At 69.4% G+C, this 25,077-nt stretch carries 21 protein-coding genes and 2 pseudogenes; 12 read left to right on the top strand and 11 right to left on the bottom strand.

Features of this window, described 5'->3' with window-relative positions; translation table 11 throughout:
* Window positions 1-25 precede the first annotated feature (25 nt).
* The 3 genes from MRBLWH7_RS18655 to MRBLWH7_RS18645 form a co-directional block, all read right to left on the bottom strand.
* Window positions 26-1,036: a sugar ABC transporter permease gene (locus tag MRBLWH7_RS18655; protein WP_341997231.1), complete on the bottom strand. Its 1,011-nt coding sequence runs from the start codon at window positions 1,034-1,036 to the stop codon at window positions 26-28.
* A gap of 1 nt (window position 1,037) precedes the next feature.
* Window positions 1,038-2,657, bottom strand: a complete 1,620-nt coding sequence (locus MRBLWH7_RS18650; protein ID WP_341997229.1) for an ABC transporter permease subunit — start codon at window positions 2,655-2,657, stop codon at window positions 1,038-1,040.
* A gap of 76 nt (window positions 2,658-2,733) precedes the next feature.
* Window positions 2,734-3,981 (bottom strand): maltose ABC transporter substrate-binding protein, encoded by a 1,248-nt coding sequence (locus tag MRBLWH7_RS18645; RefSeq protein WP_341997227.1) that lies wholly within the window; start codon window positions 3,979-3,981, stop codon window positions 2,734-2,736.
* 267 nt (window positions 3,982-4,248) lie between these two features.
* On the opposite strand from MRBLWH7_RS18645, the gene MRBLWH7_RS18640 reads away from it, so the two are divergent.
* Entirely contained in the window at window positions 4,249-4,737 is a 489-nt protein-coding gene (locus tag MRBLWH7_RS18640; RefSeq protein ID WP_056368939.1) for a YajQ family cyclic di-GMP-binding protein, read from the top strand.
* Here the strand turns inward: MRBLWH7_RS18640 and MRBLWH7_RS18635 are convergent.
* On the bottom strand, window positions 4,728-5,660 hold the full coding sequence (locus MRBLWH7_RS18635; RefSeq protein ID WP_341997223.1) for a site-specific integrase: 933 nt from the start codon (window positions 5,658-5,660) through the stop codon (window positions 4,728-4,730). The genes MRBLWH7_RS18640 and MRBLWH7_RS18635 overlap by 10 nt on opposite strands.
* A 175-nt stretch (window positions 5,661-5,835) precedes the next feature.
* Window positions 5,836-6,432 (bottom strand): hypothetical protein, encoded by a 597-nt coding sequence (locus MRBLWH7_RS18630; protein ID WP_341997221.1) that lies wholly within the window; start codon window positions 6,430-6,432, stop codon window positions 5,836-5,838.
* A gap of 95 nt (window positions 6,433-6,527) precedes the next feature.
* Between MRBLWH7_RS18630 and MRBLWH7_RS18625 the strand changes: the two genes are divergently transcribed.
* On the top strand, window positions 6,528-6,710 hold the full coding sequence (locus MRBLWH7_RS18625; protein WP_341997219.1) for a DNA-binding protein: 183 nt from the start codon (window positions 6,528-6,530) through the stop codon (window positions 6,708-6,710).
* A 395-nt stretch (window positions 6,711-7,105) separates the two neighbouring features.
* On the opposite strand, the pseudogene MRBLWH7_RS18620 reads toward MRBLWH7_RS18625, so the two are convergent.
* The 5 genes and pseudogenes from MRBLWH7_RS18620 to MRBLWH7_RS18600 all read right to left on the bottom strand — a co-directional run.
* Window positions 7,106-7,282: pseudogene (locus MRBLWH7_RS18620) on the bottom strand (protein adenylyltransferase SelO family protein); the annotation flags it as partial.
* 38 nt (window positions 7,283-7,320) lie between these two features.
* Window positions 7,321-7,899 carry an aminotransferase class I/II-fold pyridoxal phosphate-dependent enzyme gene (locus MRBLWH7_RS18615; RefSeq protein WP_341997217.1) on the bottom strand — a complete coding sequence of 193 codons (579 nt, stop codon included), beginning with the start codon at window positions 7,897-7,899 and terminating at the stop codon, window positions 7,321-7,323.
* A gap of 156 nt (window positions 7,900-8,055) precedes the next feature.
* Window positions 8,056-8,526, bottom strand: coding sequence for a hypothetical protein (locus MRBLWH7_RS18610; RefSeq protein ID WP_341997215.1), 471 nt, complete (start codon window positions 8,524-8,526; stop codon window positions 8,056-8,058).
* Between the two features lie 15 nt (window positions 8,527-8,541).
* Entirely contained in the window at window positions 8,542-9,546 is a 1,005-nt protein-coding gene (locus tag MRBLWH7_RS18605) for a relaxase domain-containing protein (RefSeq protein WP_341997213.1), read from the bottom strand.
* Window positions 9,547-9,787: 241 nt separating this feature from the next.
* Window positions 9,788-10,990: pseudogene (locus MRBLWH7_RS18600) on the bottom strand (protein adenylyltransferase SelO family protein); the annotation flags it as partial.
* Between the two features lie 117 nt (window positions 10,991-11,107).
* Here MRBLWH7_RS18600 and MRBLWH7_RS18595 point away from each other — a divergent pair.
* Window positions 11,108-12,097, top strand: a complete 990-nt coding sequence (locus MRBLWH7_RS18595; protein WP_341994898.1) for an IS481 family transposase — start codon at window positions 11,108-11,110, stop codon at window positions 12,095-12,097.
* Between the two features lie 355 nt (window positions 12,098-12,452).
* Here MRBLWH7_RS18595 and MRBLWH7_RS18590 read toward each other — a convergent pair whose 3' ends face one another.
* Complete coding sequence (locus MRBLWH7_RS18590) at window positions 12,453-12,977, bottom strand: NAD(P)H-dependent oxidoreductase (RefSeq protein WP_341997211.1); 525 nt, start codon at window positions 12,975-12,977, stop codon at window positions 12,453-12,455.
* Between the two features lie 130 nt (window positions 12,978-13,107).
* Here MRBLWH7_RS18590 and MRBLWH7_RS18585 point away from each other — a divergent pair, with 130 nt between their 5' ends.
* From MRBLWH7_RS18585 to MRBLWH7_RS18545, 9 genes are all read left to right on the top strand, one after another.
* Window positions 13,108-13,677: a flavin reductase family protein gene (locus MRBLWH7_RS18585; RefSeq protein WP_341997210.1), complete on the top strand. Its 570-nt coding sequence runs from the start codon at window positions 13,108-13,110 to the stop codon at window positions 13,675-13,677.
* Window positions 13,678-13,723: 46 nt separating this feature from the next.
* Window positions 13,724-14,947, top strand: coding sequence for an LLM class flavin-dependent oxidoreductase (locus tag MRBLWH7_RS18580; RefSeq protein ID WP_341997208.1), 1,224 nt, complete (start codon window positions 13,724-13,726; stop codon window positions 14,945-14,947).
* Window positions 14,944-16,308, top strand: a complete 1,365-nt coding sequence (locus MRBLWH7_RS18575; protein ID WP_341997206.1) for an NtaA/DmoA family FMN-dependent monooxygenase — start codon at window positions 14,944-14,946, stop codon at window positions 16,306-16,308. The genes MRBLWH7_RS18580 and MRBLWH7_RS18575 overlap by 4 nt, the downstream gene beginning before the upstream one ends.
* Window positions 16,305-18,188, top strand: a complete 1,884-nt coding sequence (locus tag MRBLWH7_RS18570; protein ID WP_341997204.1) for an FAD/NAD(P)-binding protein — start codon at window positions 16,305-16,307, stop codon at window positions 18,186-18,188. The genes MRBLWH7_RS18575 and MRBLWH7_RS18570 overlap by 4 nt, the downstream gene beginning before the upstream one ends.
* 178 nt (window positions 18,189-18,366) lie before the next feature.
* Window positions 18,367-19,983: an ABC transporter substrate-binding protein gene (locus tag MRBLWH7_RS18565; RefSeq protein WP_341997202.1), complete on the top strand. Its 1,617-nt coding sequence runs from the start codon at window positions 18,367-18,369 to the stop codon at window positions 19,981-19,983.
* A gap of 24 nt (window positions 19,984-20,007) precedes the next feature.
* Window positions 20,008-20,979 carry an ABC transporter permease gene (locus tag MRBLWH7_RS18560; RefSeq protein WP_341997199.1) on the top strand — a complete coding sequence of 324 codons (972 nt, stop codon included), beginning with the start codon at window positions 20,008-20,010 and terminating at the stop codon, window positions 20,977-20,979.
* Window positions 20,980-20,990: 11 nt separating this feature from the next.
* Complete coding sequence (locus MRBLWH7_RS18555; RefSeq protein WP_341997197.1) at window positions 20,991-21,968, top strand: ABC transporter permease; 978 nt, start codon at window positions 20,991-20,993, stop codon at window positions 21,966-21,968.
* A complete protein-coding gene (locus MRBLWH7_RS18550) occupies window positions 21,965-23,608 on the top strand; it encodes an ABC transporter ATP-binding protein (RefSeq protein WP_341997196.1) in 1,644 nt (547 codons plus the stop codon). The genes MRBLWH7_RS18555 and MRBLWH7_RS18550 overlap by 4 nt, the downstream gene beginning before the upstream one ends.
* Window positions 23,605-24,984 carry a M20/M25/M40 family metallo-hydrolase gene (locus tag MRBLWH7_RS18545; RefSeq protein WP_341997194.1) on the top strand — a complete coding sequence of 460 codons (1,380 nt, stop codon included), beginning with the start codon at window positions 23,605-23,607 and terminating at the stop codon, window positions 24,982-24,984. Before MRBLWH7_RS18550 ends, MRBLWH7_RS18545 begins: the two co-directional genes overlap by 4 nt.
* The last annotated feature ends 93 nt before the right edge of the window (window positions 24,985-25,077 follow it).

Here is a 25,077-nt window from a genome sequence, read left to right as displayed (position 1 = left end):
CCTCAGTGCCGCCCGGCCGATTCGACTACTTCACGCTGCCCGCGGTGAGACCACCCACGATGTAGCGCTGCAGCGCCAGGAACAGCGCCACCGGCAGGATCGCCGCCAGTACCGCCCCCGCGGCGAACAGGCTCCAGTTCTTGGAGAACTCGTCGGAGATGAACTTGTACAGGCCGACGGCGAGGGTCTGCTTCTCCGGGTCGATGAGGATGATGCTCGCCAGCACGAACTCGCTCGAGGTGCCGATGAACGACAGCAGACCCACGACTGCGAGGATCGGTGCCACCAGGCGCAGGATGATCGTGAAGAAGATGCGCGCGTGACCGGCACCGTCGATCTTCGCCGCCTCATCGATGGACGACGGGATGGTGTTGAAGAACCCGTACATGAGGTACGTGTTCACTCCGAGGGCTCCGCCGAGGTACACCATGATCAGACCGATCTGGGTGTTCAGGCCGATGGCCGGGAAGATGTCGCTGATCTGCACCATGAGGAGGAAGATCGCGACCATCGCGAGCATCTGAGGGAACATCTGCACCACGAGCAGGGTCGTCAGGCCGAAGCGGCGACCGGTGAAGCGCATGCGCGAGAAGGAGTACGCGGCCAGCGCCCCGAGGATGACCGTGCCGGCGGCGGTCACGAGACCGATCACCAGGGTGTTCACGAACCAGGCACCGTAGGGGTGCGTCTCGGACTGGAACAGGGCGAGGTAGCTCTCGAGGCTGACGTTGCCGAACAGGCCGTTGGCCGTCAGCAGCGTGCCGCCGGGGTTGAGCGAGGCCGAGAAGACGTACAGCAGCGGGAATATCGCGAACGCCGCGACGACGACGCCGACGATGTGCCGCCATCCCGTCTCGCGGAAGTAGCGCTTGAACTTCCGTCGCGGCAGCGGGCCTTCGCCGCGGACGCCCGCACCCTCCTTCGCGTCGAATCCGTCGATGGCACCGGGGGCTCCGATGAGCGCCTCGGCACGGCCGACGCTGTCGCCGAAGTCCTCGAGGGTCGACTTGCCGGTGTGGGGAGTGAGGTTGCTCATGTCAGTTCAGCTCCTCGAGGGCCTTGGTGCGTCGGAAGGCGATCACCGAGATGGTCGCGACAAGCAGGAAGATGATGATCGAGAACGCGCTCGCGAGGCCGTAGTCGGCCTTCGAACCGACGAACGCGACCTTGTAGACCATCGTGATGAGGATGTCGGTCGCACCGACGTTCACGTCGGCGGTCACGTCACGCGGCCCGCCACCGGTCAGCATGTAGATGAGCGTGAAGTTATTGAAGTTGTACGCGAACGACGCGATCAGCAGGGGCGCCACGGCGACGAACAGCAGCGGCAGCTTGATGCTGCGGAAGATCTGCCAGGCGCTCGCGCCGTCGACCTTCGCCGCCTCCTGCACGTCGTCGGGGATGGACTGCAGCGCGCCGGTGCAGATGAGGAACATGTAGGGGAAGCCGAGCCACAGGTTCACGAGCAGGATGCTGAACTTCGCCAGCCACTCGTTGGTGAGCCAGGGGATGTCGGCCCCGCCCAGGAGGACCACGTTGATGAAGCCGAACTCCTGGTTCATCATGCCCGCCCACACCAGTGCCGAGAGGAACCCGGGGAAGGCGTACGGAAGGATCATGAGCAGTCGGTAGTACTTCTTGGACTTCATGCGCGGGTCGTTGAACACGATCGCGAGGAAGAGCCCGAGCGCGAAGCACGTGAAGACCGAGAAGAACGCGAAGACGAAGGTCCACAGCAGCACCGAGAAGAACGGCGCGCGGATGGACTCCTCGGTGAAGGCCCGCACGAAGTTGTCGAAGCCGACCGTGATCTGCCAGCCGGGCATGAGCTCGGTGCCATCGGGGGCCGTGAACGCGCCGGTGCCGATGTCGGAGTACACCGTGCCCGTCCGGGTGTCGGTCATCGTGCCCGCGGCCTCGTCGTATTCGAGACTGGAGAGGTAGACGTACGCGACCGAGCCGTCGGGCGTGCGGAGCGATCCGTCGTTCGGGTCGTCGCTGATCGGCACCGCCATGTCGGCGATGGCCTCCTGGTTGGCGACGATCTGCGAGAAGTTGAGGGTGTTGTAGCCGGGGACCGCGACGGCCTTGCCGCCGTCCATCTCGGCGTCGTTCACCGGCTCGAGCGGGCGCTCGACGCCCCCGAGCTCGACATCGCCGTCGGGGTCGGTGACCAGGAACGAGAACTCGCCGAGGCGCTCGACGACGGTGAGCTCGTACGCAGGCGAGTCGGGCACGCGCTCCTGCGCCGAGAGCATGAGCGCGTTGACCGCGCTCTCCTTAGTGCTGTTGTGACCGGTGCCGTAGTTGGTGAACGCGATGTACGCGGTGTACCCGGCGACGAAGATCTGGAAGATCAGCAGGAAGATCAGCCCGGGGATCAAATATTTGGCGGGGAGATTGCCTCGGCTGAGGTACACCCAGTTGGCGATGCCGGTGACGGCGAGCACCGCGATCGCGGCGACCAGCTGGTCGGTCTGGAAGAGCACCAGAGCGGCGTACAGGGCGAGGGCGTCGATGATGCCGAGGGCGACGACCTTGAAGATGAGCAGCTTCCATCCGGCCCCGGCCTGCTCGGCGAGGCGCGCCGCGCGCTTGGACTTCTTGCTCGGGGGCGTCTCGACCGCGGCGTCGCGGTCAATGGTGGGGGTCGTCATCGGCTCCTCTTTCCGGAACTGCGGGAATGCGGTGCCGGGGCGGCGTCCTCGCGGACGCCGCCCCGAACGTGCCTGATTACTGGATCGCGGCCTGGATGTCGGACGCCATCTTGTTCCACAGGTCGACCGGCGAGCCGCCGGTGCCGTTGATGATGGCCGTCTCGGTGACACCCCAGTACTCCCACACCGAGCCCATCTCGGGGATGCTCGGCATCGGCACCGCGTCCGCGCCCACGGCACCGAAGCCTGCGGTGATCGGGTCGTTCGCGACAGCAGCCTCGTAGGCCGCGGTCAGCGCCGGGGTGCGGCCGCCGACCTCATAGAGCGCCGTCTGAACCTCTTCGCTGCCGATGTAGTTCACGAGGAACTCGGTGGCGGCGAGCGAGTTCTCGCTCTCGGAGCTCAGGAAGAAGCCCTGAACGCCCGCGAACGGCTGTGCGGCCTGGCCGCCGGCCGACGGGATCGGGTCGACGGCGAGGTTGAGGCCGGCCTCCTCGGCCGCGGGGACGTTCCACGGGCCGGTGAGGTAGAACGGCGACTTGCCGGCGACGAAGTTCTCGCGGGCGAGGTCACCGTTGATGTTGGTGTTGAGCACACCGGTGCCGGTCGCGCCCTGCGAGGCGAGCCACGTGGCGAAAGCCTGCCCACCGGCGTTGCCGATCTGCAGGTCCTCGGGGTTGTAACTGCCGTCGGCCGAGGTGCCGAAGACCGGAGCGCCGAACGACGTCTGGAACGGGTACAGGTGGTAGGGGTCGGCCGCCTCGGGGTCGAGGCCCACGAGGAACTTGTACTCGGTGCCGGCCGCCGTGCCCATGGCGATCATGTCGTCGTAGGTGGCGGGCGCCTTGGGGGCGAGGTCGGTGTTGCGCAGCAGGCCGATGTTCTCGATCGCGTACGGGACGCCGTAGACCTTGCCCTCGTAGCTCCACGCGTCGATGGCGACCTGCTCGTAGTCTCCTGCGGTGTCGCCGAGTTCGACCGGTGCGACGACGCCGTTGGTGACGAGCGTGCCCAGCCAGTCGTGCGCGCCCACCGCGATGTCGGGGCCCTTGCCGGTGGGGACCTGCTGCACGAACTGGTCGCGGATCTCGCCGAACTCCTTCTGGACGAGCTTGACCTTCACGCCGGTGTCAGCGGTGAAGTCCTTCGCCGCATCCTCCAGGACGGCGGCACGGTCGGCGTCGACCCAGACCGTGATCTCGCCCGCCGACTCGCCCTCGTCGCCCGAGTCCGAGTCGCCTCCGCTCGCGCAGCCGACGAGGGTCAGCGCGGAAACAGCGGCGATCGCGCCGAAAGCCGCGATGCTCCTCTTGTTCACCTTCATTGGTGGGTGCCTCTCTTGAGTGCTGGTGTGGTGCCGACCTTCACGTGATTGCAGAAGACCGTCAGTGGACTCGCAATACTGCAAGCGCTTACATTCTGCACCACCGCATGGAATCCGGCAACCTGACGGGCTGCAATCGATATCTGGCCGTGACCTTGCTCCAGTTTGGAATCGCTTGCACCCGTCGCCAAGCGTCGTCCCGGCCGGAACGCCGGGGCGCGGCATCCTCCCTCGTCGCCGGAGGGCAGCCGTCGGTAGACTTCCGGCATGGCAGATTCTTCGTTCGACATCGTCAGCAAGGTCGACCACCAGGAGGCGGAGAACGCCCTCAACCAGGCGCGCAAAGAGATCGAGCAGCGCTACGACTTCAAGGGCACCGGCGCCTCGGTCGAGTGGAGCGGCGAGTCCGTGCTCATCAAGGCGAGCACCGAGGAGCGCGCGAAGGCCGTGCTCGACGTCTTCCAGTCTAAGCTCATCAAGCGCGGCATCTCACTGAAGAGCCTGGACTCGGGCGAGCCCTTCGCGAGCGGCAAGGAGTACCGGATCGTCTCGACGATCAAGGACGGCATCTCGTCGGAGAACGCGAAGAAGATCTCGAAGATCATCCGCGACGAGGGCCCCAAGGGCGTCAAATCGCAGATCCAGGGCGACGAGCTGCGCGTCCAGTCGAAGTCCCGCGATGACCTGCAGGAGGTCCAGCGCCTGCTGAAGGCGTCCGACCTCGACGTCGACCTCCAGTTCGTCAACTACCGCTGACGCGAGCCCCTGACCTGGGGTTTTTTGGTTTCAGTCCGCACAGAGTCCGCAGAATTGCGGACCTCTGTCATGAACGACGAGGTTGCGGACCGGGTCTTGTCCTCCGCGGACGGCCAGAGGTGGCTGTAGACGTTCAGCGTGATTGAGGGCGTCGAGTGCCCGAGGGCGCGCTGCACGGTGACGACATCGCAGCCCTGCGCGATCAGGTTCGACGCGAAGGTGTGGCGCAGCGTGTGCAGCGTGACCTCGTCGGAGAGCCCGGCGGCTTCGCGGATACGGCGCCACTCCCCCGCGGCGTTGTTGCGATGCCAGAGCCGACCGAGCGGGGTGACGAAAAGCTGCTCGTCGTGATCGATGACGTGCTGACGCTGGACGTGCGCGGCGAGTGACGCCATGAGCTCGTCGGGGACGTAGACCGTGCGCTCGGACTCGTACTTGGGCGGCACGATCTGAGCGGTCGTGTTCGTCGCGCCCTGCACCTGCCGGGCGACGGTGACCGAGCGTCCGAGGAAGTTCACGTCGCGCAGCTGCAGTCCGGCCGCCTCGCCGAGTCGGAGTCCCGCGAAGACGCAGACCTCGACGAAGCCGCGGAAGTCTCCGGCCGCCTCGAGCGCGGCATCGACTTCCTCTGCGGACATGATCCGCATGGCGGCTTCCGCCTTCCGACCGCGCGGGGCCTTGACGCCCACGGCCGGGCTCGAGGCGATGACCTTATCGGCGACGGCGGCGCGGAACGACATCTGCACATAGTTGAGGCGCGTCTTGATAGTGGATGCCGCCAGTCCGCGCTTCGACTCCGCGGCAACCCACGCCTGTACATGCGACGACTTCACGCCGGCGATCGGGCCATCGCGCCACGGGACGCTCTGCACCGCGACGGCCGCCGCCTCGTGGGTGCCCACCGCCCAGGACTGTCGCTCCATCCACCTGGTCGCCCATTCATCCCAGGTGATTCGTCCCGCTTTGGGGTCGACATACTGCCCGGTGACGACGGCGGCCGCGACTTCGTCGAGCCACCGTTGCGCATCGCGCTTGAGAGTGAAGTGACGGGCGTGCTCCCGTCCGGCGTCGTCGCGGTAGCGGGCGCGCCAGACGCCGTCAGTTCTCTGCTTGATCGATCCCTTCGTCTTCCTCCGCCCGGTCGCCGCGGTCGCGGTTGGCCTCCTCGATCACCTCGCGGACGCGCGCGAGGAAGGCGTCGGTGTGGACGCTGGAGGCGGCATGGGTTCTGTTCAACCACCCACCCGCTTCGCTGATGCCGCGATGGTTCGCCTCGGCGCGGGCGAGCCCGTCCAGCGCGGCGTCGATCGCATTTCGGGTCACGATGGTGAGCGAATCTTTGGGCCACTCGGACTCGGGTCGGTCGTCGATCGCGCGGGCGAGCCTCAGTTGTGCATCGAATGCCACACCGGCGAGTTCGGCGATCTCGTCGAGCAGGTTGGCGAAGTCGACCACGTCGGCGTGGAGGTCGAGCTCTTCGGGTGTCGCGAGGAGCAGATCCGGATTGATCCGCAGCACAACGCCGAGTCCTTCCGCTTCGGTGAGGCGCAACGGTCGCTCACCCTTCTCGACCGACCACACAGTGGCTTGGGACCACTTGAAACCTCGCGCGCGCATAGCGTCGGCGAGATCTTTCTGACTCAACCCGTTTCTGATCCGGATGAGGTTCGCACCGATCTGTTCGTCTGTCGCCATGCTCGGATACTACTACGCATGGCTATTGTGAGCGACTAGAGATTCTGGTTCACTAAGTTCTCCAGTTGACCTCAACTAGCAAGGCGGGTGACGAGATGGATCGCATTCTGTTCCTCGACGAGGTAGCCGAGCGCCTCCGGCGGACTCCGGCGCAGCTGAGGTGGATGCTGCACACCGGGTCGGCACCGAAGTCCGCAATGATCGCCGGGAGGCGGTGCTCGCGGGAGTCGGACGTGGAGAAGTTCATCGCGGACGCATTCGCCGACTCGCAGGGCTGAGGACGGTACGACGTCCGCACCTCCACAGCGTTGCTGATAGGTCGTGGGGTGGGCATCGGCTCGATAGGCGGCCGGCCACGGCCGGAGCGTGGGAGATGTCAATGTGGAGCACGCGCAGCGGAGCGAGCATGAACGACATTGACCTCGCCGAGCGCAGGCTGAGGATGGGCCGTCGAGGCGATGGCCTGTCGTGATCGCCTGCGAGTTCCGCTGACGACGCGGCCTTGACCGCCGCTGGGCGGTAAGGAGGTCCGTGATGTTTGCTTCCAGCGCCGCTGGCGCCTTCGACTCTCGTCGTGGCCGTTGATCCGGGGAAGGTGATGAATCGCGTCTGGGTCAGTGACGGGGCGGGCCCGGTGACCGAGCCGGTCTTGATGCCTGTCTCGCGCCGGGCCGCGCAGCATCGGCCCGACGACGGCAAAGCCGTCGACGCGTGACATCGAGGTGGGGCCGATCCCCTTCAGATGCAGATCGCGCAGGCGCCCCGACCCGTCGCGGCGCTCGCCGAGAAGCGCCGCGCGACCGTCGCCGAGGATCGGCTTGTACACCCCCCACTGAGGGAAGGCCTCCGCCCAGACGCGCTCGAGCACCGGCGCTTCATGCGCGAGGGTCACGCGCGCTGTCGCTGCAGCGCGCGTCCCAGCCGCGCCGCGGCCTCAGTGAGCTGGTCCTGAGAAGTGTCCCCGAAGGCGAGTCGCAGATGGCGTGCAGCATCCGTCCCGGGTCCTGAGGGGAAGAAGGCGCCGCGCTGATATTCGACGCCCTCGGCGCTCGCGTCGGCGGCGAGGCGGTCGGCGTCGACGCTCGCATCACGCAGCCGCGGCCACAGGAACAGGCCGCCGCCGGGCACCTCGACGTCGAAGGCACCGGGCGCCTCCCGATCGATCGCCTCCGCGAGCGTGCGGGCACGCGACGCGTACGTCGCCCGCGCGCGGTCGAGGGTCCGATCGAAGAGGCCGGGATCCTGCGTCAGCAGCTCGGCCACGACGGCCTGCACGAACGTGGACGAGTGCGAGTCCTGGCGGCTCCGCAGCGCGACGATGTCGGGCGTCAGCGACTCCGGCAGCACGAGCCATCCCAGCCGCAGTCCGGGGGCCGAGGGTCTTCGTGAACGTGTTGATGTGAATGACGCGCTCGGAGTGGTTGAACGGCTCCTCCTTCGGCGCCCGACCGCTGAACCGCAGCTCACGATAGGGGTTGTCGGCGAACACGACGAAGCCGTAGTGCTCCGCGAGCCGCACCAGCTCGCGGCGGCCCTCGAGCGGCAGCGATCCCTGCGTCGGGTTGTGGAAGTCGGGCACCGTGTACAGCGCCGCCGGACGCGCGCCGCCCTTCAGGAGCCCGCTCAGCTCCTCGATGTCGATGCCGTGCGCACCCACCCGCACCGGAAGCGTGCGCCCAGCCGACAGCTCGAGGCCCCGCAGGAACAGCGGGAAGATCGGTTGTCGACCGCCACGAGGTCGCCGCGCTCGACGGTCGTCTGGATCGCGAGCGCGAGCCCGTGGAAGCCGCCGTTGGTCAGGACGATGCGCGAGACCGGCACGCGCTCGCGGGCCGCGATCCACTCCCGCAGCGCCGGAATACCCTCCGTCCGCGAGTACTGCAGTGCCGGCAGTCCGGGTTGTGACAGCACACGAGCGGTCGCCTCGGCGAGCTCGCGCGCGGGCAGCGCGGCGGGATCCGGGATGCCGCCGAGCAGCTCGATCGCATCGGCTCGGCGCTCGCGGAGCGTCTGGTCGCCGAAGCCCTTCGGAGCGGTGAACGCGCTCAGCAGCGCGGTGCGGCGGTCGAGTGCGGGCAGCGTGTCGAGGGTCATTCCAGACTCCAGTTCTCACGCGGTGCGAGCGAGTTCGGTGGGGATGCGCGATTCCGGACGCGGGATCGCCGACAGCAGGGTCTTCGTGTACTCGTCCTGCGGGTCGGAGAAGACCAGTGCGGGCTTGTTCGGCCGGGACACCGCCCACGCCCGCCGGTCGATCTGCGCCAGCACCTCCACGCTCGGGCGCGACCCACCGTGCGCCGACTGCCATGCGGCGATCAGCCGGCTACGGTTCGCCTCGATCTGCGCCGACCGCCGGGACAGCGGGGCCACCGCCGATGCGAGCTCCGCGATCTCCCCGTCAGGACGGATCGTGTAGCCGTGGCGGGCAAGCGCCGCGATCCACTGAGGGTCGGTCCGCGCAGCGAGTTCGCCTTCGGCGTTGACGACGGTATGGAACTTCATCGCCACCCGTGAATCAACGTTGGACCACCTGCCGTCCTCACCCTTGACCTTCACGTTCAGCCACAAGTGCCGGTGGATATGCGGGTCCAGCGCGCGGGAGCGGCGGTGTTGCAGTTCCACCACCTCGAGGCGGGCGATCGACTCGCGGATGAGGCCGCCGTGTCCCCGGCGGGCGTTCAACTCGCGCTGCCACAGCATGATCGTGCGGTCGCGGATGCGGTCCTGCAACGCCTCGAACTCGGCCGCCAACTCCGAGTGCAGCAGCGCGGCGATGCTGTACGACTTTGGGTGATTCAGCGTGCCATCCAGCAGCAGATCTGCCTCCGCACGCAGCTGTGGCCTCCCGCGCTCCTCACCCGTCACGGGGTCGTGGCCGGTCAGCCACGTTCGTAATGCGCTCGGCGGCAACTCGTCCGCACGGAGCTCGCCGCCCTCGGCGATGAAACGCGTGACGGCCGAGTCATGGGCGGCTTCGCTGTACGCCTCGAGCGCGTCGACGCTGTACGTCTCCTGCAGGTGCGCGTCGCAGACACCATCGAACGCGTAGGCAATCGCCTGTCGAACACCGCGAGAATAACCGCCCCGCTTCCACCGCTCGAGCCCACCCCTCATGCCGTCAGGCTACTGCCATTGCTAGTCATTCACCACTAGCAATCACCGTTGGTGCCTGCGTGCATTCCCTACTTCTATTCCATACTTCTCTCGACTAGCTTCCGAACTTCTCTTGCCTCGATTCCGAACTTCTCTTGCCTCGGCGCGACTATCTCGTGGCCCAGCAGTACTCCGGTCGTGGATCGTCGGCACCGGACGGGATCCCCCGGGTGCCGACCAGCGATAGGAACGACGGGCCTATTCAGGTGCCGCAGAACGTGCGGTGCGGTGGAGTGCCTGACGGGGCCGGCCGCGCGAACCGCAGGTATTCGCTACCCGGCCGCTCGGTGTAGGGGTTGCCTAGCAGCTTGACGAGCTGCTCGAAGGGAGCGAGGTCGCCCGCGTTCGCCGCCTGCAGTGCCCCTTCGACGATGTGGTTCCGGGCGATGTAGTGGGGATTCACCGCGCGCATCGTCGCGGCATCGGGCGCAAGCGCGCGCCACTGCACCAGCCAGGCATCGAGCTCTGGTAGCGGTCCGAGGAATCGATCTCGAACAGCTCGTTCATCGCCCTCGGCCGCCGTCGCGAGATCCCGCCAGAATCCCGTGAAGTCCACCTTGTGCTCGGCGAGCAGAGTGAGCGCGTCGTGGGCGAGCGGGGCCGCGTCGGCCGCGCTAACCCCCGTATGCAGGCCCAGCTTCGTGCGGAAGGCCTCCGCCCAGCGTCGCTGGTACTGCGCATCGAAGCCGGCGACGATCTCGGCAGCGAGCGCCTCCCCCGCTGTCGTCTCATCAGCGAGCAGCGGCGACAGCGCTTCGCCGAGTCGCTCCAGATTCCACTGCATGATCGACGGCTGCCTGTCGTACGCGTAGCGCCCGAACCGGTCGATCGAGCTGAAGTACGCGCCCGGCTCATACGCGTCGAGGAAGGCGCAGGGCCCGTAGTCGACGGTCTCGGCGCCCACGAGCACGTTGTCGGTGCTGAGCACGCCGTGCACGAAGCCGATGCGCATCCAGTGCGCCGTGAGCGCGGCGACCGCACCGACGACCCCCTCCAGCAGTGCCCGATACGGATGCCGCGCCTCGGCCGCCTGCGGATAATGTCGCGTGATCACGTGGTCGGCGAGCCGGCGCAGCAGCGCCAGGTCTTCCTGGGCGCGCACGTACTCGAACGAGCCGAACCGCACGTGACCGGATGCCGTTCGCGCAAGAACAGCTCCGGGCAGGAGGGAGCCGTCGAGTTCTCGGGGTCTGCCCGTGGCGACCACCGCGAGCATGCGGGTCGTGGGAACTCCCAGGGCGTGCATGGCCTCGCCCATCAAGAATTCGCGCAGCATCGGGCCCACAACCGCGTACCCATCAACGCGCGAGAGCGGCGTCGGCCCGATGCCCTTGAGGTGCACATCGCGAAGGCGACCGCGGCTGTCGCGACGCTCCCCGAGAAGCGCCGCGCGCCCGTCGCCTAGGTGTGATGTCCAGGGACGTTGTTTCGGGACACGCCCGGAGTAGCTGAGTAGCGAAGGCCTCCCGGTTGTGAAGTGGAGCTGTCTAGTTCAACCGCTTCACGAACGCAGGAGGCCCTCGTGTCCCACGCTAACGCTGCTCTGACTCCCCGTGCCCGACTGCGCCTCGCGCGCCTTATCGTCGACGAGGGGTGGCCACTGCAGGTGGCAGCGAAGATGTTCATGGTCTCGACCGTGACAGCCCGGAAGTGGGCGGCCAGATTCCGATCCGAGGGGCCGGCGGGGATGTCGGATCGGTCGAGCCGCCCCCGCTCGATGCCTGCGAAGACGCCGTCGCCGGTTGTGAAGAAGATCGTGAAGGCCCGCTGGCGGCGTCGGCTGGGCCCGGTCCAGATCGCCGGTGAGCTCGGTCTGGCTCCGTCGACCGTTCACGCGGTTCTGGTGCGTTGCGGCCTCAACCGCCTCTCCGCGATCGACCGGGTCACCGGGGAGCCGATCCGCCGTTATGAGCACGACCATCCCGGCGCACTGATCCACGTCGATGTCACCAAGTTCGGTCGCATCCCCGACGGCGGCGGGCACCGGTTCGTCGGACGGCAGCAGGGCGCCCGGAACAAGCTCGAGACGCCAGGACTGCCGCGCGGCAAGGACCACAAGCCGAGGACCGGCACCGGGTTCTTCCACACCGTCGTCGACGACAACTCGCGGGTGGCTTATGTCGAAGAGCACGACGACGAGCGAGCCGAGACTGCCGTCGGCGTCCTCACCCGCGCGATCGCGTTCTTCGCCGATCACGGCGTGACCGTCGAGCGCGTCCTTTCCGACAACGGCTCCTGCTACCGGTCCCTTGCCTGGCGAGACGCCTGCGCCGACCTCGGCATCAGACACAAGCGCACCCGCCCGTACCGCCCGCAGACCAACGGCAAGATCGAGCGCTTCCACCGCACGCTGGCCGACGGATGGGCCTACGCGAAGTTCTACCCGTCAGAGACCGAACGCCGCGACGCCCTGCCCGGCTGGATCCACTTCTACAATCACCACAGGCGACACTCCGCAATCGGAGCCCCACCCATCAGCAGGATCAACAACCTGCCTGGACATCACACCTAGGACCGGCTTGAAGACGCCCCACTGGTGCCCGGCGTACAGCTGCGCAACGGGCGGCCGGCCCTCATGGAACGACTCGCCGGTGAGGAAGCGTACGCCTTCGGCGGAGCCGAGGTATGCAGGGTCGAGATCGATGTCGCGCGCGACCTCCTCTCCCAGTGCGAGAAGCCGGGGCTCGGGGGGTCGCACCGGGGTGACGGGGCGGGACAGCTCGGGGAACGACTCGGCCCAGGTCCGCTCCAGCCATGGCAGGCAGGCGGGCAGATCGAGCGTAGTGTTCGTCGCGGCGTGGGACGCAGCATCCGTCATCATGGGGTCAGCCCCCACCGCCCGCGCCACCCTGAACTCCCCCCGGCCGTCAACGTGCGACGGAGGCGTCCGCACCCAGCACGCGCTCCAGCGCGGGCCATTCCGTGTGTAGCCACCCCTCGACGACCTCTGCGCGGCGGTCGGTCTCGGACGCGGGAAACGCGATGCCTCGCGTCGGCGTGGACGCTCCGAGTTCGATCAGCAGCGGACGCAGGCCGTGCTCGACGGCGAGCGCGTGCGTGGGCACGCCGATGGTGAGCAGCGGAACCGCGGTCACGCCGTTCAGCTCGCCCGCCGTGAAGCGGTCCAGGAAGGCCTTGAGCAGCCCCGTGTAGGTCGCCTTGTACGTCGGGCTTGCGACGACCACGAGATCGGCCGCCGTCACCCGGCGCCGCAGCTCGTCGATGGTGTCGTCGGGGAAGCGGAAGAGGAGCGATGCGACGTCGGCCAGGTCGATCGTGTCCGCCACCCGAGTTCCGGAGCGCGCGGCGATCCGCTCGGCGACCTCCTCGGCCACCAGGCGCGTGCGTGACGAGGGCTGAGGGTTCCCCACAAGAACGACGATGCTCGACATGCCCCCATGCAAGCCGATCGCGACGCGATCAGCACCTTCGATGACGCCAGGCGCCGCCGTATGACGGCGCGTTTCCTCGTGTTTCGTGCCGACCCCATCCTGGCCGGGGAGCCGCGCCTACCGTCGTGCCATGACCGCTCTCCCCAGTGCCTCCGCGACCGATCAGCATCCCGCGACGCGTTCGATCTGCGGCGCGATCTCCCCGCTGGAGTTTCGCACGCTGTTCCGTGGGCACCCCAGCGGCGTCGCCGTCATCACGGCGACCGGCCCCGGCGGTCCGGTCGCGTTCACCGCGTCGTCCGTGTCGTCGGTCAGCGCCGATCCGCCCCTGCTGGTGTTCTCGCTGTCGTCGATCTCGTCGTCGACGCCGACGATCCTCGCGGCCGACTCCGTGGTCGTGCATCTGCTGGACGCCGACGATATCGATCTCGCGCGCCTGGGAGCAACGAGCGGCGTCGACCGCTTCGCCGACTCCGAGTCGTGGGCGCCGCTGCCCACCGGCGAGCCGGTCTTCCGCGGGGTGCGGGCGTGGGTGCGGTGCGCCGTAGTCAGTCGCATGGATGCCGGCGGCTCGACGGTCATCGCCGCACATGCGGTGCAGGCGCACATCGCCCGGGAGGAGTCCGACGCCGGAGGTGGTGCGCTGGTCTATCACAACCGCGGCTGGCACCGGCTGGGCGACCACTCCCGCGTGGGCTGACGTCCGCGATCCATCATCCGAACCCGAGCTAGAGGAAAGAACGACCGTGACCGAACAGGTGCACATCGCCATCGCCTTCGAGCGCACCGGCTGGCATCCCGCCGCCTGGCGCGAGTCCACCGCGCGTCCCCACGAGCTGGCCTCGCGTGCCTACTGGCGCGATCTGCTCCGCACCGCCGATGACAGCGGAGTCGCGCTGGCGACGATCGAGGACGCGTTGTCGCTGACTGACCGCTTCGAGCCGCTCGAGGGCCTGCGGCGTGACCGTGTCCGCGGCCGCCTCGACGCCGTCCTGATCGCTTCCTTCGTCGCACCGCTGACACGCCGGATCGGTCTCGTACCCACCGTGACGACGGCGCACACCGAGCCGTTCCATGTCGCGACGGGCATCCAGACTCTCGACTTCGCCAGCCGCGGCCGCGCCGGCGTGCGCCTGGTCGCGGGAGCTTCCGCCGCGGAGCGGGCGAACTTCGGGCGCCGCGCCGCGGGCGTCGACGCGATCCCCGCCTCCGGCCGGGTCGAGGACTCCCCCGAGATCCTCGCGGCGTTCCGCGAGGCCGGTGAGTTCGCCGACGTCCTGTCGCGGCTGTGGGACTCCTGGCAGGACGACGCCATCATCCGGGATGCCGCGACGGGCCGCTTCCTCGACGCCGACCGGGTGCACAACATCGAGTTCGAAGGCGAGTTCTTCGCGGTCACCGGGGCATCGATCGTGCCGCGGTCGCCGCAGGGACGGCCACTGCTCACGGTCCTCGCGCACCAGACGGTGCCCTACCGGCTCGCCGCGGCGCATGCCGACCTCGTCTTCACCACGCCCCACGAGGCAGGCGGCCGCCCCGGCTTCGAGCTGGACGCCATCCGCGCGGAACTGGATGCCGCGGCCGACGATCTGCGCACGGGCGACGAACGCCTGCGGGTCTACGCCGACCTCCTCGTGCTGATCGAAGACACCGAGCCGGCTGCACGCAGCGCGGCCGAGCGCCTCGATGAGTGGGACGGCGCGCCGCTCACCTCCGACGCGCACATCGTCGTGGGCACACCCGGCGACGTCGCCGACGCGGTGCGTGAACTGGCCGCCGCCGGTGTCGACGGGGTGCGCCTGCGGCCCGCCCGCCAGCCCGCCGACGTCGTGGCGATCGCCGAGAAGGTCGTGCCGCTGCTGCGCTCCACCCGCACGCTGCGCGAGGACGACGGCGCCGGCACGCTGCGTGCGCGCCTCGACCTCGCCCGCCCCGAGAGCCGCTACGTCCGAGAGAAGGTCGCGCTGTGAGCCGCAGCATCCGTCAGATCCACCTCGCCGCCCACTTCCCCGGCGTCAACAGCACCACCGTCTGGACCGACCCGACCGCGGGCAGCCAGATCGACTTCGCGTCGTTCGAGCACTTCGCCGCGACCGCCGAGCGCGGGCTGTTCGACTACGTCTTCCTCGCCGAGGGACTGCGCCTGCGCGAGCACAAAGGCCGAATCCACGAGCTCGACGTGCTGGGCCGCCCGAACACGTTGTCGATCCTCGCCGCGGTCGCCGCTATCACCGAGCACGTCGGGGTCGTCGGCACGCTCAACACGACGTTCAACGAGCCGTACGAGCTCGCGCGGCAGCTGGCGACCCTCGACCACCTGTCGGGCGGCCGTGCCGGCTGGAACGCGGTGACGAGCTCCGACGCCTTCCACGGCGCCAACTTCCGCCGCGGCGGCTACCTCGACCACGCCGATCGTTACGAGCGGGCGCGTGAGTTCGCACAGCTCGCCAAGGAGCTCTGGGACTCCTGGCCTGAAGACGGCGTGCGGGCGGATGCCGCGACCGGCGTGTTCCTCGACGACTGCGTGCCCGCACGCGTGCGCCACCGCGGCGCGCAGTTCGACGTCGACGCGCTGTTCGACGTGCCCCGCTCGCCGCAGGGCCGCCCGGTGATCGTGCAGGCCGGCGACTCGGCCGACGGCCGCGCGTTCGGCGCCGAGCACGCCGAGGTCATCTTCTCGCTGCATCAGGAGTTCGAGGACGCCCGGGAGTTCTACGACGACGTCAAGGGGCGGCTCGCCCAGTACGGCCGCCAGGAGGACTCGCTCAAGATCCTCCCCGCCGCGACCTTCGCGATCGGGGACACCGACGAGGAGGCCCGCGAGCGCTCACGCGGGATCGCGCTGCAGCAGGTGCGTCCCGAGGTCGCGCTCACCTACGTCGAGCAGGTCTGGGGCCGCGACCTCTCGGGCTACGACCCGGACGGGCCGCTGCCCGACGTCGAGCCCGACACCGGCAGCGAGACGGCGCGGGGCTGGGCGAACCGGCACGCGGCGGTGCGGGCACGCATCGCGAAGCTGCGCGAGCTGTCCGAGGCCGAGGGGCTCAGCATCCGCGAGCTGGTCATCCGCCTCACCGCGCAGCACACCTTCGTCGGCACGCCCGCGCGCATCGCGGCCGAGATCGATCGCTTCGTGCAGGAGCGCGCGACCGACGGCTTCACGATCGTCGGGCACCTGACTCCACACGGCCTCGACGAGTTCGCCGAGCGCGTCGTGCCGCTGCTGCAGGAACGCGGCTCGTATCGCCGTTCATACGACGAGGGCGCGACGCTCCGCGACCTGCTCGGCCTCCCGGTACCGCACCCCGCACCGGCACTCGCTGCGCGATGAGCGATCGCGCGCGCCTGCTGTTCGTCGGAGCGGGCCCCCGGGCCGCCATGCTCCTGGAACGCGTGCTGGCGCGCGCAGACGGCCACACCCAGCTCGACATCGACCTCGTCGACCCGCACCCTCCCGGTGCCGGCCGCATCTGGCGCCACGCGCAGTCGCCACTGCTGAAACTCAACTCGATGGCGAGCGACGTCACGGTGTTCACCGACGACAGCTGCACCATCGACGGACCGGTGCGCCCTGGTCCCTCGCTGAGCGAGTGGCTCGAGCTCTGGCGCGCGGGCGAGCTGCCAGAGGTCGAGCTCGACGAACTGTCGGCCGCCGAGGCACGCACGCTCGCGCCCGAAGGCTTCCCGACGCGGCGCCTCCACAGTCATTACCTCGACTGGTTCTTCCGCCGCACTGCGGCGAGCGCGCCAGAGGGTGTGACGATCCGTCTGCACACGGACACGGTGACGTCGGTGCGGCCGGCGCCGTCGGGGCGGCACCGCGTTTCGCTCGCGAGCGGTCGCGAAATCGTGACGGATGCTGTGGCTTACTGCCTGGGCCACACCGAGCGGGAGCCCGATCAGGCGTCTGCAGCGCTTGCGGCGGCCGCGCTGCGCGAGGGGCTCGTATACGTGGGCCCGGCGTTCACCGCGGATGCGGACCTGTCCGTGCTGCCGGAGCAGGAGGACGTCATCGTGCGCGGAATGGGCCTCGCGGCCGTCGATCTCGTGGTGCTCCTCACCCAGGGACGCGGCGGCCAGTTCGACCGGGACGGCGACAGCGCCCTCCGCTACCTGGCGTCGGGACGCGAGCCCCGGCTGCACCTCGGCTCGCGCCGCGGCGTGCCATACCGCTCCAAGGTGACCTCGACGCTGCAGGGCGACGCGCCGCTGCGCGAGGTGCTCACGCCCGAGGCGATCACCGACCTGCAGCGCGCGGGACGGCCCCTCGACTTCGACCGCGATGCCTGGCCGCTCATCGCCGGCGAACTGCTGCACGGCCACTACCGCGAGCTGTTCACCGGCCATCCGGAACGGGTGGCCACCACCTGGGACGACTTCCGGCGGGTGCTGCGGACGCACGCGTGGGACGACCCGGCGCTTCGTGACGCCATCGCCGCGGTCGTGCCCGATCCCCTGGACCGGTTCGACGTGGCCGCATTCGATCGCCCATTCGCCGGCGCGGAATTCGCGGACACCGACGAGGCGCACCGCCAGGTGCGCGCCCACATCGCGGACGACCTGCAGCTGCGCACGAACCAGGAGCGCAGCCCCGCCCAGGGTGTCTTCATGGCGGCGCTCCTGTCGTTCATGGCGCTGTCGGAGATCCCGAAGGAGCGCTGGAACGCGCGCTCGCGCGCACACACGCTGCCGGTCCGCTGGCACACCTTCTTCAGCTACCTGGCGAGCGGACCGCCGCCGCATCGGCTCGAGGAACTGCTCGCCCTCGCCGATGCGGGGGTGGTGCGCTTCCTCGGCCCCGACCTCACGGTCACCGTCGGGCCACGGGGGTTCGCGGCAGCCAGCGCCCGCGTTCCCGGCGAGACGATCGCCGGAGCGCTCGTCGACGCGTGGCTTCCGGCCACCGATGCCGCACTCAGCACGAATGTTGCACTGCGTGAGCTCGCGACCGTGCACGGCACCGAGCTGCGGGTCGCCGATGAGGACTACGACGGCTCGCTCGGCCGCGTGCGGGTCGCCGAGGACGGGCGCGTGCTGCGACCCGACGGCTCCGGGCACGACACGATCTTCGCCATCGGGCCGTTCACGTCCCAGACCGAGGCCGGCGCGTTCACCCGGCCCGCGGCGAACTCCTTGTCGCTGCGGCAGACCGACGCGGTCGCCGGTGCCATCGCGGCCCGCCTCGACCTCGCCGTGCCCGTCGCGCCGTAGCTCGACGCCCACCTCTCCGGCACCTCTGTGTGACGCCGCGTGACGGCGTGTGACCGCGCGCAACCGACCTTCACGGCGTGTGACACGCGCCCTCGGGGTCGGCGCCGCACTTCAGAGACGCTGAGGTCACGAGCCGGCATCCCCGCCGCGACTTCCCGCCACAGCTTCTGGAGACACCATGTCGTTCACCCGACCCCGCACCGCCGCGCTCGCGGCGATCGGCGTCGTCGCGCTCACGCTGACCGCGTGCGCGACCGGCGCCGGCGACCCCGCCCCGACCGCATCCGCCGAGGCGGAGCCCGTCACGGGCGGCAACCTGACCTTCGCGATCTCGGTCGACAGCCAGTGCATCGACCCCCAGCAGGTCGGCAACAACGACGCCATCGCCATCGCGCGTCAGACCGTCGCGTCGCTCACGATCCAGGACCCCGAGACCGGCGAGATCCTGCCGTGGCTGGCCTCGGACTTCGAGGTGAACGACGACGCCACGAGCTTCACGTTCACACTGCAGGACGGCCCCGCCTACGCCGACGGCGAGCCCATCGACGCGGCATCCGTCAAGACGAATTTCGAGGCCATCCAAGCGCTGGGCGCCAAGGCGACCCTCGGCTCGTCCTACCTCGCCGACCTCGAGAGCATCGATGTCGTCGACGATCAGACCGTCACGATCAACTTCTCGGAGCCCAACGCGCAGTTCCTGCAGGCGACGTCGACGTTCACCCTCGGCCTTCTCTCGCCCGCCACCGCGGCGGTGAGCCAGGCCGACCGCTGCCTCGGGAACTTCGTCGGCTCGGGTCCGTTCTCGGTGCAGAGCTACACGCCGAACGAGGGCGCCGTGCTCGAGCGCCGCGAGGGCTATGAGTGGGGCCCGTCGACCGCCGGCCACACCGGCGAGGCGTACCTCGACACCATCACGTACAAGGTCGTGCCCGAGTCGGGCAACCGCACCGGCAGCCTGCAGTCGGGTCAGATCGACGCGACCACCGGCATCGCGACGGCCGACGCCGTGCTCTTCGAGGGTGATGACTTCTGGTCGCTCAACCGCGCCAACCCGGGCTCGGTCTACAACCTGTACGCCAACCAGTCGACCGAGAAGCTCGCCGACGAGAACGTGCGCCTCGCGATCCAGAAGGGCATCGACCGCGAGCAGATCACGGCGACCCTCCTCGGCCCCGACGACCTGCCCGCCGTGTCGCCGCTCGCCTCGTCGACGCCGTACTTCACCGACCTGAGCGACGTGCTCGAGTACGACCCCGAGGCCGCGGCCGACCTGCTCGAGGAGTCGGGCTGGACCGAGGGCGATGACGGCATCCGCGAGAAGGACGGCGAGAAGCTCAGCTTCCACGTGACGTACTGGCAGTCGCCGAAGGAGGTGCTCGAGCTCGTGCAGCAGCAGCTGCGCCAGATCGGCGTCGACCTGCAGCTGACCTTCGCGAGCATCGCCGACGTGACCGCCGCGAACGCCGACGGCACGTACGACTTCTCGTACGGCAACCTGACGCGGGCCGATCCCGACGTGCTGCGCACGGTCTTCTCGGTCGACGGCACCAACAACGCCACGAAGCGCACCGAGCCCGCCGAGATCGACGAGCTGCTCGACGAGCAGGCCGCGATCATCGACCCGGCAGAGCGTCAGAAGGTCGTCGACGAGGCGGCGGAGCTCCTGATCACGGGCGGGTACTCGATCCCGATCTACCAGCTGTCGACCACGATCACGGCCGCGTCGAAGGTGCAGGGTCTGACGTTCGAGGCGTCCAGCCGCCTGGACTTCTACGACGCCTGGATCGCCGAGTAAGCCCGCACGGGCACACCGAAAGGGATGAGGGACGAGATCATGTGGGGTCGATACATCGCCCGGAGGATCGGGCAGGGCGTGATCGTCCTGTGGGCCGCGTACACGATCTCGTTCCTCATCCTGTACCTCCTGCCGGGAGACGCCGCGACCCTGTTCGCAGGCGGCGGCGACCAGGAGGCCGTTGATCCCGAGCTCGTCGCGCAGCTGCGCAGCGAGCTCGGGCTCGACCGCCCGCTGTGGGAGCAGTACCTCGTCGCCCTGGGCAAGGCGCTCACCGGGGACTTCGGGGTGTCGACGCAGACCGGGCGCCCGGCATCCGATCTGCTCCTCGAGTCACTGCCCCCGACGCTCGCGCTGACCGCGTTCGCGTTCGTGCTGTCGGTGGTCTTCGGCATCGTCCTTGCGCTGTCGGCGTCGCTCGCCCGGGCCCAGTGGCTGCGCAACCTGCTGTCGTCGCTGCCGCCGCTGGGCGTCTCGATCCCGGTGTTCTGGATCGGACTCCTGCTGCTGCAGGCGTTCTCGTTCCGCCTGCGGCTGTTCCCGTCGATGGGCAACGAGGGCTTCGAGAGCCTCGTGCTGCCGGCGATCACGATCGCGATCCCCTCGGGCGCGTTCATCGCGCAGCTGCTGTCACGCAGTCTCCGCTCGACTCTCGCCCAGCCGTACGTCGAGATCGTGCGGGCGAAGGGGGCGAGCGAGCGCCGCGTGCAGCTCGGCCACGCGTTCCGCAACGCGGCGATCCCGTCTCTCACGATGGTCGGCGTGCTCATCGGCGGCCTGCTCTCGGGCGCCGTCGTCACCGAGACCGTGTTCTCGCGCCTCGGCATCGGCCGCCTCGTCGTCACCGCCGTCAACAACCGCGACGTCCCCGTCGTGCAGGCCGTGGTCGTGTTCGCCGCCCTCGTCTTCGTGGTCGCGAACCTCGTCGTCGACCTCGTGTACCCCCTCATCGACCGCCGCATCACGCTCGCCCGCACGGCGTTCGTCGCCGCCTGACAGGAGCCGCCATGACCGTCGAGAACGTGCTCTCCCCGCCCGTGCGCACCCTCGAGCCGCACGACCCGTTCGTCGAGTCGATCGTCCATCCCAACGCGGATCCGTCGGGCAGCCCGCACGCAGCGACCCTCGAGGAAGAGCGAACGGACGCCGCCACCCGCCGCTCTGCGCTGAAGCCGGTCGTCGCGCTGCTGAAGCAGCCGACCCTGGTCGCGTCGATCCTCGTGCTCACCCTCGTGACCCTGTGGGCGGTGGTGCCTTCGTGGTTCACGGCCTGGGACCCCAACGTGGGAGTCCCTCAGGATCGGCTGCTTCCGCCGAGCCCCGAGCACATCTTCGGGACCGACAACCTCGGTCGCGATCTCTTCGCCCGCGTGGTCTATGGGGCGTCGACGTCGCTGGCCGCGACCTCGGTGGCGGTGATCGTGGGCCTCGCGGTCGGGTCGCTGTTCGGCCTGCTGGCCGGCTTCCTCCGCGGGTTCGTGGACGACGCGATCATGCGCTTCATGGACGTGCTGCTCGCGATCCCGAGCCTGCTCCTGTCGCTGGCGCTCATCACCGCGCTCGGCTTCGGCACGCTCAACGTCGCGATCGCGGTCGGACTCGCGAGCATCGCATCCTTCTCCCGGGTCATGCGCGCCGAGGTGCTGCAGATCGCCACCGCCGTCTACGTCGAGGCCGCCCGCGTCTCGGGCGTGCGCTGGTACACCGTGCTGCGCCGTCACGTGCTGCCCAACGCGTCCGGCCCGGTCGTGGCGCTGGCCGCCCTCGAGTTCGGAGTCATGGTGCTCGCGATCTCGTCACTGTCGTTCCTCGGCTTCGGCGCGCCACCGCCCACGCCCGAGTGGGGCTCGCTCGTCGCGGGCGGACGCGACTACCTCGCCGTGGCGTGGTGGCTCACGACGCTGCCGGGCCTCGTGATCGTCGCCGTCGTGCTGTCGGCCAACCGGATCTCGCGCGCCCTCGAACGCAATGGAGGAATCCGATGACCGCGCTCCTGGAAGTCTCGAACCTGTCGGTCTCATACACGCTGGGCGGGCGGCCGAGCCCGGCCGTCCGCGACGTGAGCTTCACCGTCGACCGCGGGGAGGTCGTCGCGATCGTGGGCGAGTCGGGCTCGGGCAAGAGCACCACGGCGCACGCCGTCATCCACCTGCTCGCCTCCAACGCCTCCGTCGACGCCGGCTCGATCGTCTTCGACGGCACCGACCTCACCGGGCTCTCGCGCCGCGCCTGGCGGGACGTGCGTGGCCGGGCGATCGGCTTGATCCCGCAGGACCCGACCACGAGCCTCAACCCCGTCAAGCGCGTGGGTCGCCAGGTCGCGGAGCCGCTCGTCATCCACGGGCTCGCCACGCGCCGAGGCGCCGATGCGCGGGCCGTCGAGCTGCTGCGCCTCGCCGGCATCGGCGAGCCCGAAGCCCGCGCCAAGCAGTTCCCGCACCAGTTCTCGGGCGGAATGAAGCAGCGCGCGCTCATCGCGACGGCACTGGCGGCCGAGCCGCAGCTCGTGATCGCGGACGAGCCAACCAGCGCCCTCGACGTCACGGTGCAGAAGCAGATCCTCGACCACATCGACACGCTGGCGTCGACGCTCGGCACCGCCGTGCTGCTCATCACCCACGACCTCGGCGTCGCCGCCGACCGCGCCGACCGCATCATCGTGATGCAGAACGGCGAGATCGTCGAGACGGGGACCGCGCGCCAGGTGCTGGAGAGCCCCCAGCATGCGTATACCCGCGCGCTCATCGCCGCGGCACCCGGGCTCCGCGGCGAGACGGTGCGCGTCGCCGAGCGACCGCTTCGGACGGAACAGGGTGACGCCAACCGGGCGCTCCTCGAGGTCACGGGTCTGCGCAAGGAATTCTCTCTTCCGGGACGCGGGAAGCTCGTCGCGGTCGACGACGTGTCGTTCCGCGTGGACCGCGGCGAGACGCTCGCGATCGTGGGCGAGTCGGGTTCGGGCAAGAGCACGACGGCGCGACTGGCGCTGCGCCTCGAGAAGCCGTCGGCGGGCAGCATCCGTTTCGACGGCGAGGACCTGGTCGCCGCGGGCCGCGAGGAGCTGCGCGCACTGCGCCGGCGGTTCCAGCTCGTCTATCAGAGCCCGTTCGCCTCGCTCGACCCGCGGTTCACGATCGCCGAGGTGATCGACGAGCCGCTGCGGGCGTACGGCGTCGACAAGGCCGAGCGGGCGCGCCGCGTGCGGGAGCTGATCGACCAGGTGGCGCTGCCGGCGGGGACCGCGTCGCGGCGCCCGGCCGAGCTCTCGGGCGGCCAGCGGCAGCGGGTTGCGATCGCGCGCGCGCTCGCGCTGCGGCCCGACCTCGTCGTGCTCGACGAGGCCGTGTCGGCGCTCGATGTCTCGGTGCAGGCCCAGATCCTCGACCTGCTCGCGACGGTGCAGCGCGACTCGGGGGTGTCGTACCTGTTCATCAGCCACGATCTCGCGGTTGTCCGCGAGATCTCCGACCGCGTGGCGGTGATGCAGCAGGGCAGGGTCGTCGAGCAGGGCAAGACCGCGCAGGTGCTCCGTACGCCGCGCGAGGAGTACACGCGACGGCTGATCGAGGCGATTCCGGGGTCGACCCTGTCGCCCCCGGTGCTCGCGGAAGGGGCCGCGGCATGAGCGCCCAGGGCTCGCTGGCGCTGCAGACGACCGAGCTGCTGCAGGAGCTGATCCGCAACGCGGCCGTCAACGACGGCACGCCCGACTCAGGCCACGAGCACCTGCAGGTGCGCGCGCTTCAGGGGTTCTTCGAGGGGTCGGGGGTCGAAGGCGTGGTGGTGGAGCCGCATCCGGGCCGCGCCTCGCTCATCATCCGCATCGAGGGCACGGATCCGACCGCGCCGTCGCTCGCCCTCGTCGGCCACACCGACGTCGTGCCGGTCGAGCCGGCGGGCTGGTCACGTGATCCGTTCGCGGGCGAGATCGTCGACGGCGTGCTGTGGGGCCGGGGCGCGATCGACATGCTCAACCTCACCGCCGCCTACGCCGTCGTGACCCGGGCCATCGCGACGGGCGGCTTCCGTCCGCGCGGCGACCTCATCTTCGCCGCCGTCGCCGACGAGGAGAACGGCAGCCGCTTCGGTGTGGGCTGGCTCACCGAGCATCGTCTCGACCTCATCGACGCCGACTACGTGCTGACCGAGTCCGGCGGCGCCCACGCCGGCGCACGGCCGCACCTCGGCGTCATGGTCGGCGAAAAGGGAGGCGCCGGACGGCTGCTGCGCGTGACCGGTGCGCCGGGCCACGGCTCGGCCCCCTGGGGATCCCGCAATGCCGCCGTCATCGCGGCCGAGGCGGTGACCCGCCTCGCACGGCACCGCGGCACGACAGTCATCACGCCGCAATGGCGCGCGTACGCCGAGGCACTCGACCTCGAACCCGCGACCCGCACCGCCCTGACCGACCCCGCGCGGTTCTACGACGGCCTGCCACACCTCGGTAGCCTCGGCGGGTTCGCGCACGCCTCGACGCACACGACGATCTCGCCGACTATCGTCCGCGCCGGCGAGAAGGGCAACGTCATTCCGGGCACGGCGACGGTGCAGCTCGACATTCGCGTCCTACCCGATGTCACCCGGGAGGACGTCGAGGGGCTCATCCGCGACGCGCTCGGCGACCTCATCGAGCACATCGAGATCGAGGGCGACTGGTTCGGCGAGTCGACGGCCTCGCCGATCGACACTCCCCTGTTCGACGCCCTCGGCAGCGCCGTGCGCCGCGCTTACCCGACGGCGGAGCTCCTGCCGATGCTCGGGGTGGGCGGCACCGACGGCCGGTTCTACCGTCGCCGCGGCATCCCGGCCTACGGCTTCGGCGTGCTCAGCGAGCGCTGGGACTACGGCACCTTCCGCCGCCTGTTCCACGGCAACGACGAGCGCATCGACCTCGACTCGATCGCCCTCACGGTCGACACACTCGACCACGCCGTGCGCACGTTCCACGCCGACACGAGCACCGCGACCAGCACCCGCACTCCCGAGGAGGCCGCGGTATGAAGTGTCCTCCCGGCTTCACAGACTTCGCAGGGTCGCGCCCTTCTCGCACCGGACCGCCGGATCTCTGCGAGCTCCGCGCGTATCTGCGAAGTC

The sequence above is a fragment of the Microbacterium sp. LWH7-1.2 genome, assembly GCF_038397755.1.
Classification (GTDB): Bacteria; Actinomycetota; Actinomycetes; order Actinomycetales; family Microbacteriaceae; genus Microbacterium.
This window is presented reverse-complemented; position numbering and strand designations above follow the sequence as displayed.

Bases quoted from the DNA above. Each gene is read 5' to 3' on its own strand.
- MRBLWH7_RS18655 (WP_341997231.1), bottom strand. From the start codon at position 1,036: ATGAGCAACCTCACTCCCCACACCGGCAAGTCGACCCTCGAGGACTTC.
- MRBLWH7_RS18650 (WP_341997229.1), bottom strand. From the start codon at position 2,657: ATGACGACCCCCACCATTGACCGCGACGCCGCGGTCGAGACGCCCCCG.
- MRBLWH7_RS18645 (WP_341997227.1), bottom strand. From the start codon at position 3,981: ATGAAGGTGAACAAGAGGAGCATCGCGGCTTTCGGCGCGATCGCCGCT.
- MRBLWH7_RS18640 (WP_056368939.1), top strand. From the start codon at position 4,249: ATGGCAGATTCTTCGTTCGACATCGTCAGCAAGGTCGACCACCAGGAG.
- MRBLWH7_RS18635 (WP_341997223.1), bottom strand. From the start codon at position 5,660: ATGGAGCGACAGTCCTGGGCGGTGGGCACCCACGAGGCGGCGGCCGTC.
- MRBLWH7_RS18630 (WP_341997221.1), bottom strand. From the start codon at position 6,432: ATGGCGACAGACGAACAGATCGGTGCGAACCTCATCCGGATCAGAAAC.
- MRBLWH7_RS18625 (WP_341997219.1), top strand. From the start codon at position 6,528: ATGGATCGCATTCTGTTCCTCGACGAGGTAGCCGAGCGCCTCCGGCGG.
- MRBLWH7_RS18610 (WP_341997215.1), bottom strand. From the start codon at position 8,526: ATGACCCTCGACACGCTGCCCGCACTCGACCGCCGCACCGCGCTGCTG.
- MRBLWH7_RS18605 (WP_341997213.1), bottom strand. From the start codon at position 9,546: ATGAGGGGTGGGCTCGAGCGGTGGAAGCGGGGCGGTTATTCTCGCGGT.
- MRBLWH7_RS18590 (WP_341997211.1), bottom strand. From the start codon at position 12,977: ATGTCGAGCATCGTCGTTCTTGTGGGGAACCCTCAGCCCTCGTCACGC.
- MRBLWH7_RS18585 (WP_341997210.1), top strand. From the start codon at position 13,108: ATGACCGCTCTCCCCAGTGCCTCCGCGACCGATCAGCATCCCGCGACG.
- MRBLWH7_RS18570 (WP_341997204.1), top strand. From the start codon at position 16,305: ATGAGCGATCGCGCGCGCCTGCTGTTCGTCGGAGCGGGCCCCCGGGCC.
- MRBLWH7_RS18565 (WP_341997202.1), top strand. From the start codon at position 18,367: ATGTCGTTCACCCGACCCCGCACCGCCGCGCTCGCGGCGATCGGCGTC.
- MRBLWH7_RS18560 (WP_341997199.1), top strand. From the start codon at position 20,008: ATGAGGGACGAGATCATGTGGGGTCGATACATCGCCCGGAGGATCGGG.
- MRBLWH7_RS18555 (WP_341997197.1), top strand. From the start codon at position 20,991: ATGACCGTCGAGAACGTGCTCTCCCCGCCCGTGCGCACCCTCGAGCCG.
- MRBLWH7_RS18550 (WP_341997196.1), top strand. From the start codon at position 21,965: ATGACCGCGCTCCTGGAAGTCTCGAACCTGTCGGTCTCATACACGCTG.
- MRBLWH7_RS18545 (WP_341997194.1), top strand. From the start codon at position 23,605: ATGAGCGCCCAGGGCTCGCTGGCGCTGCAGACGACCGAGCTGCTGCAG.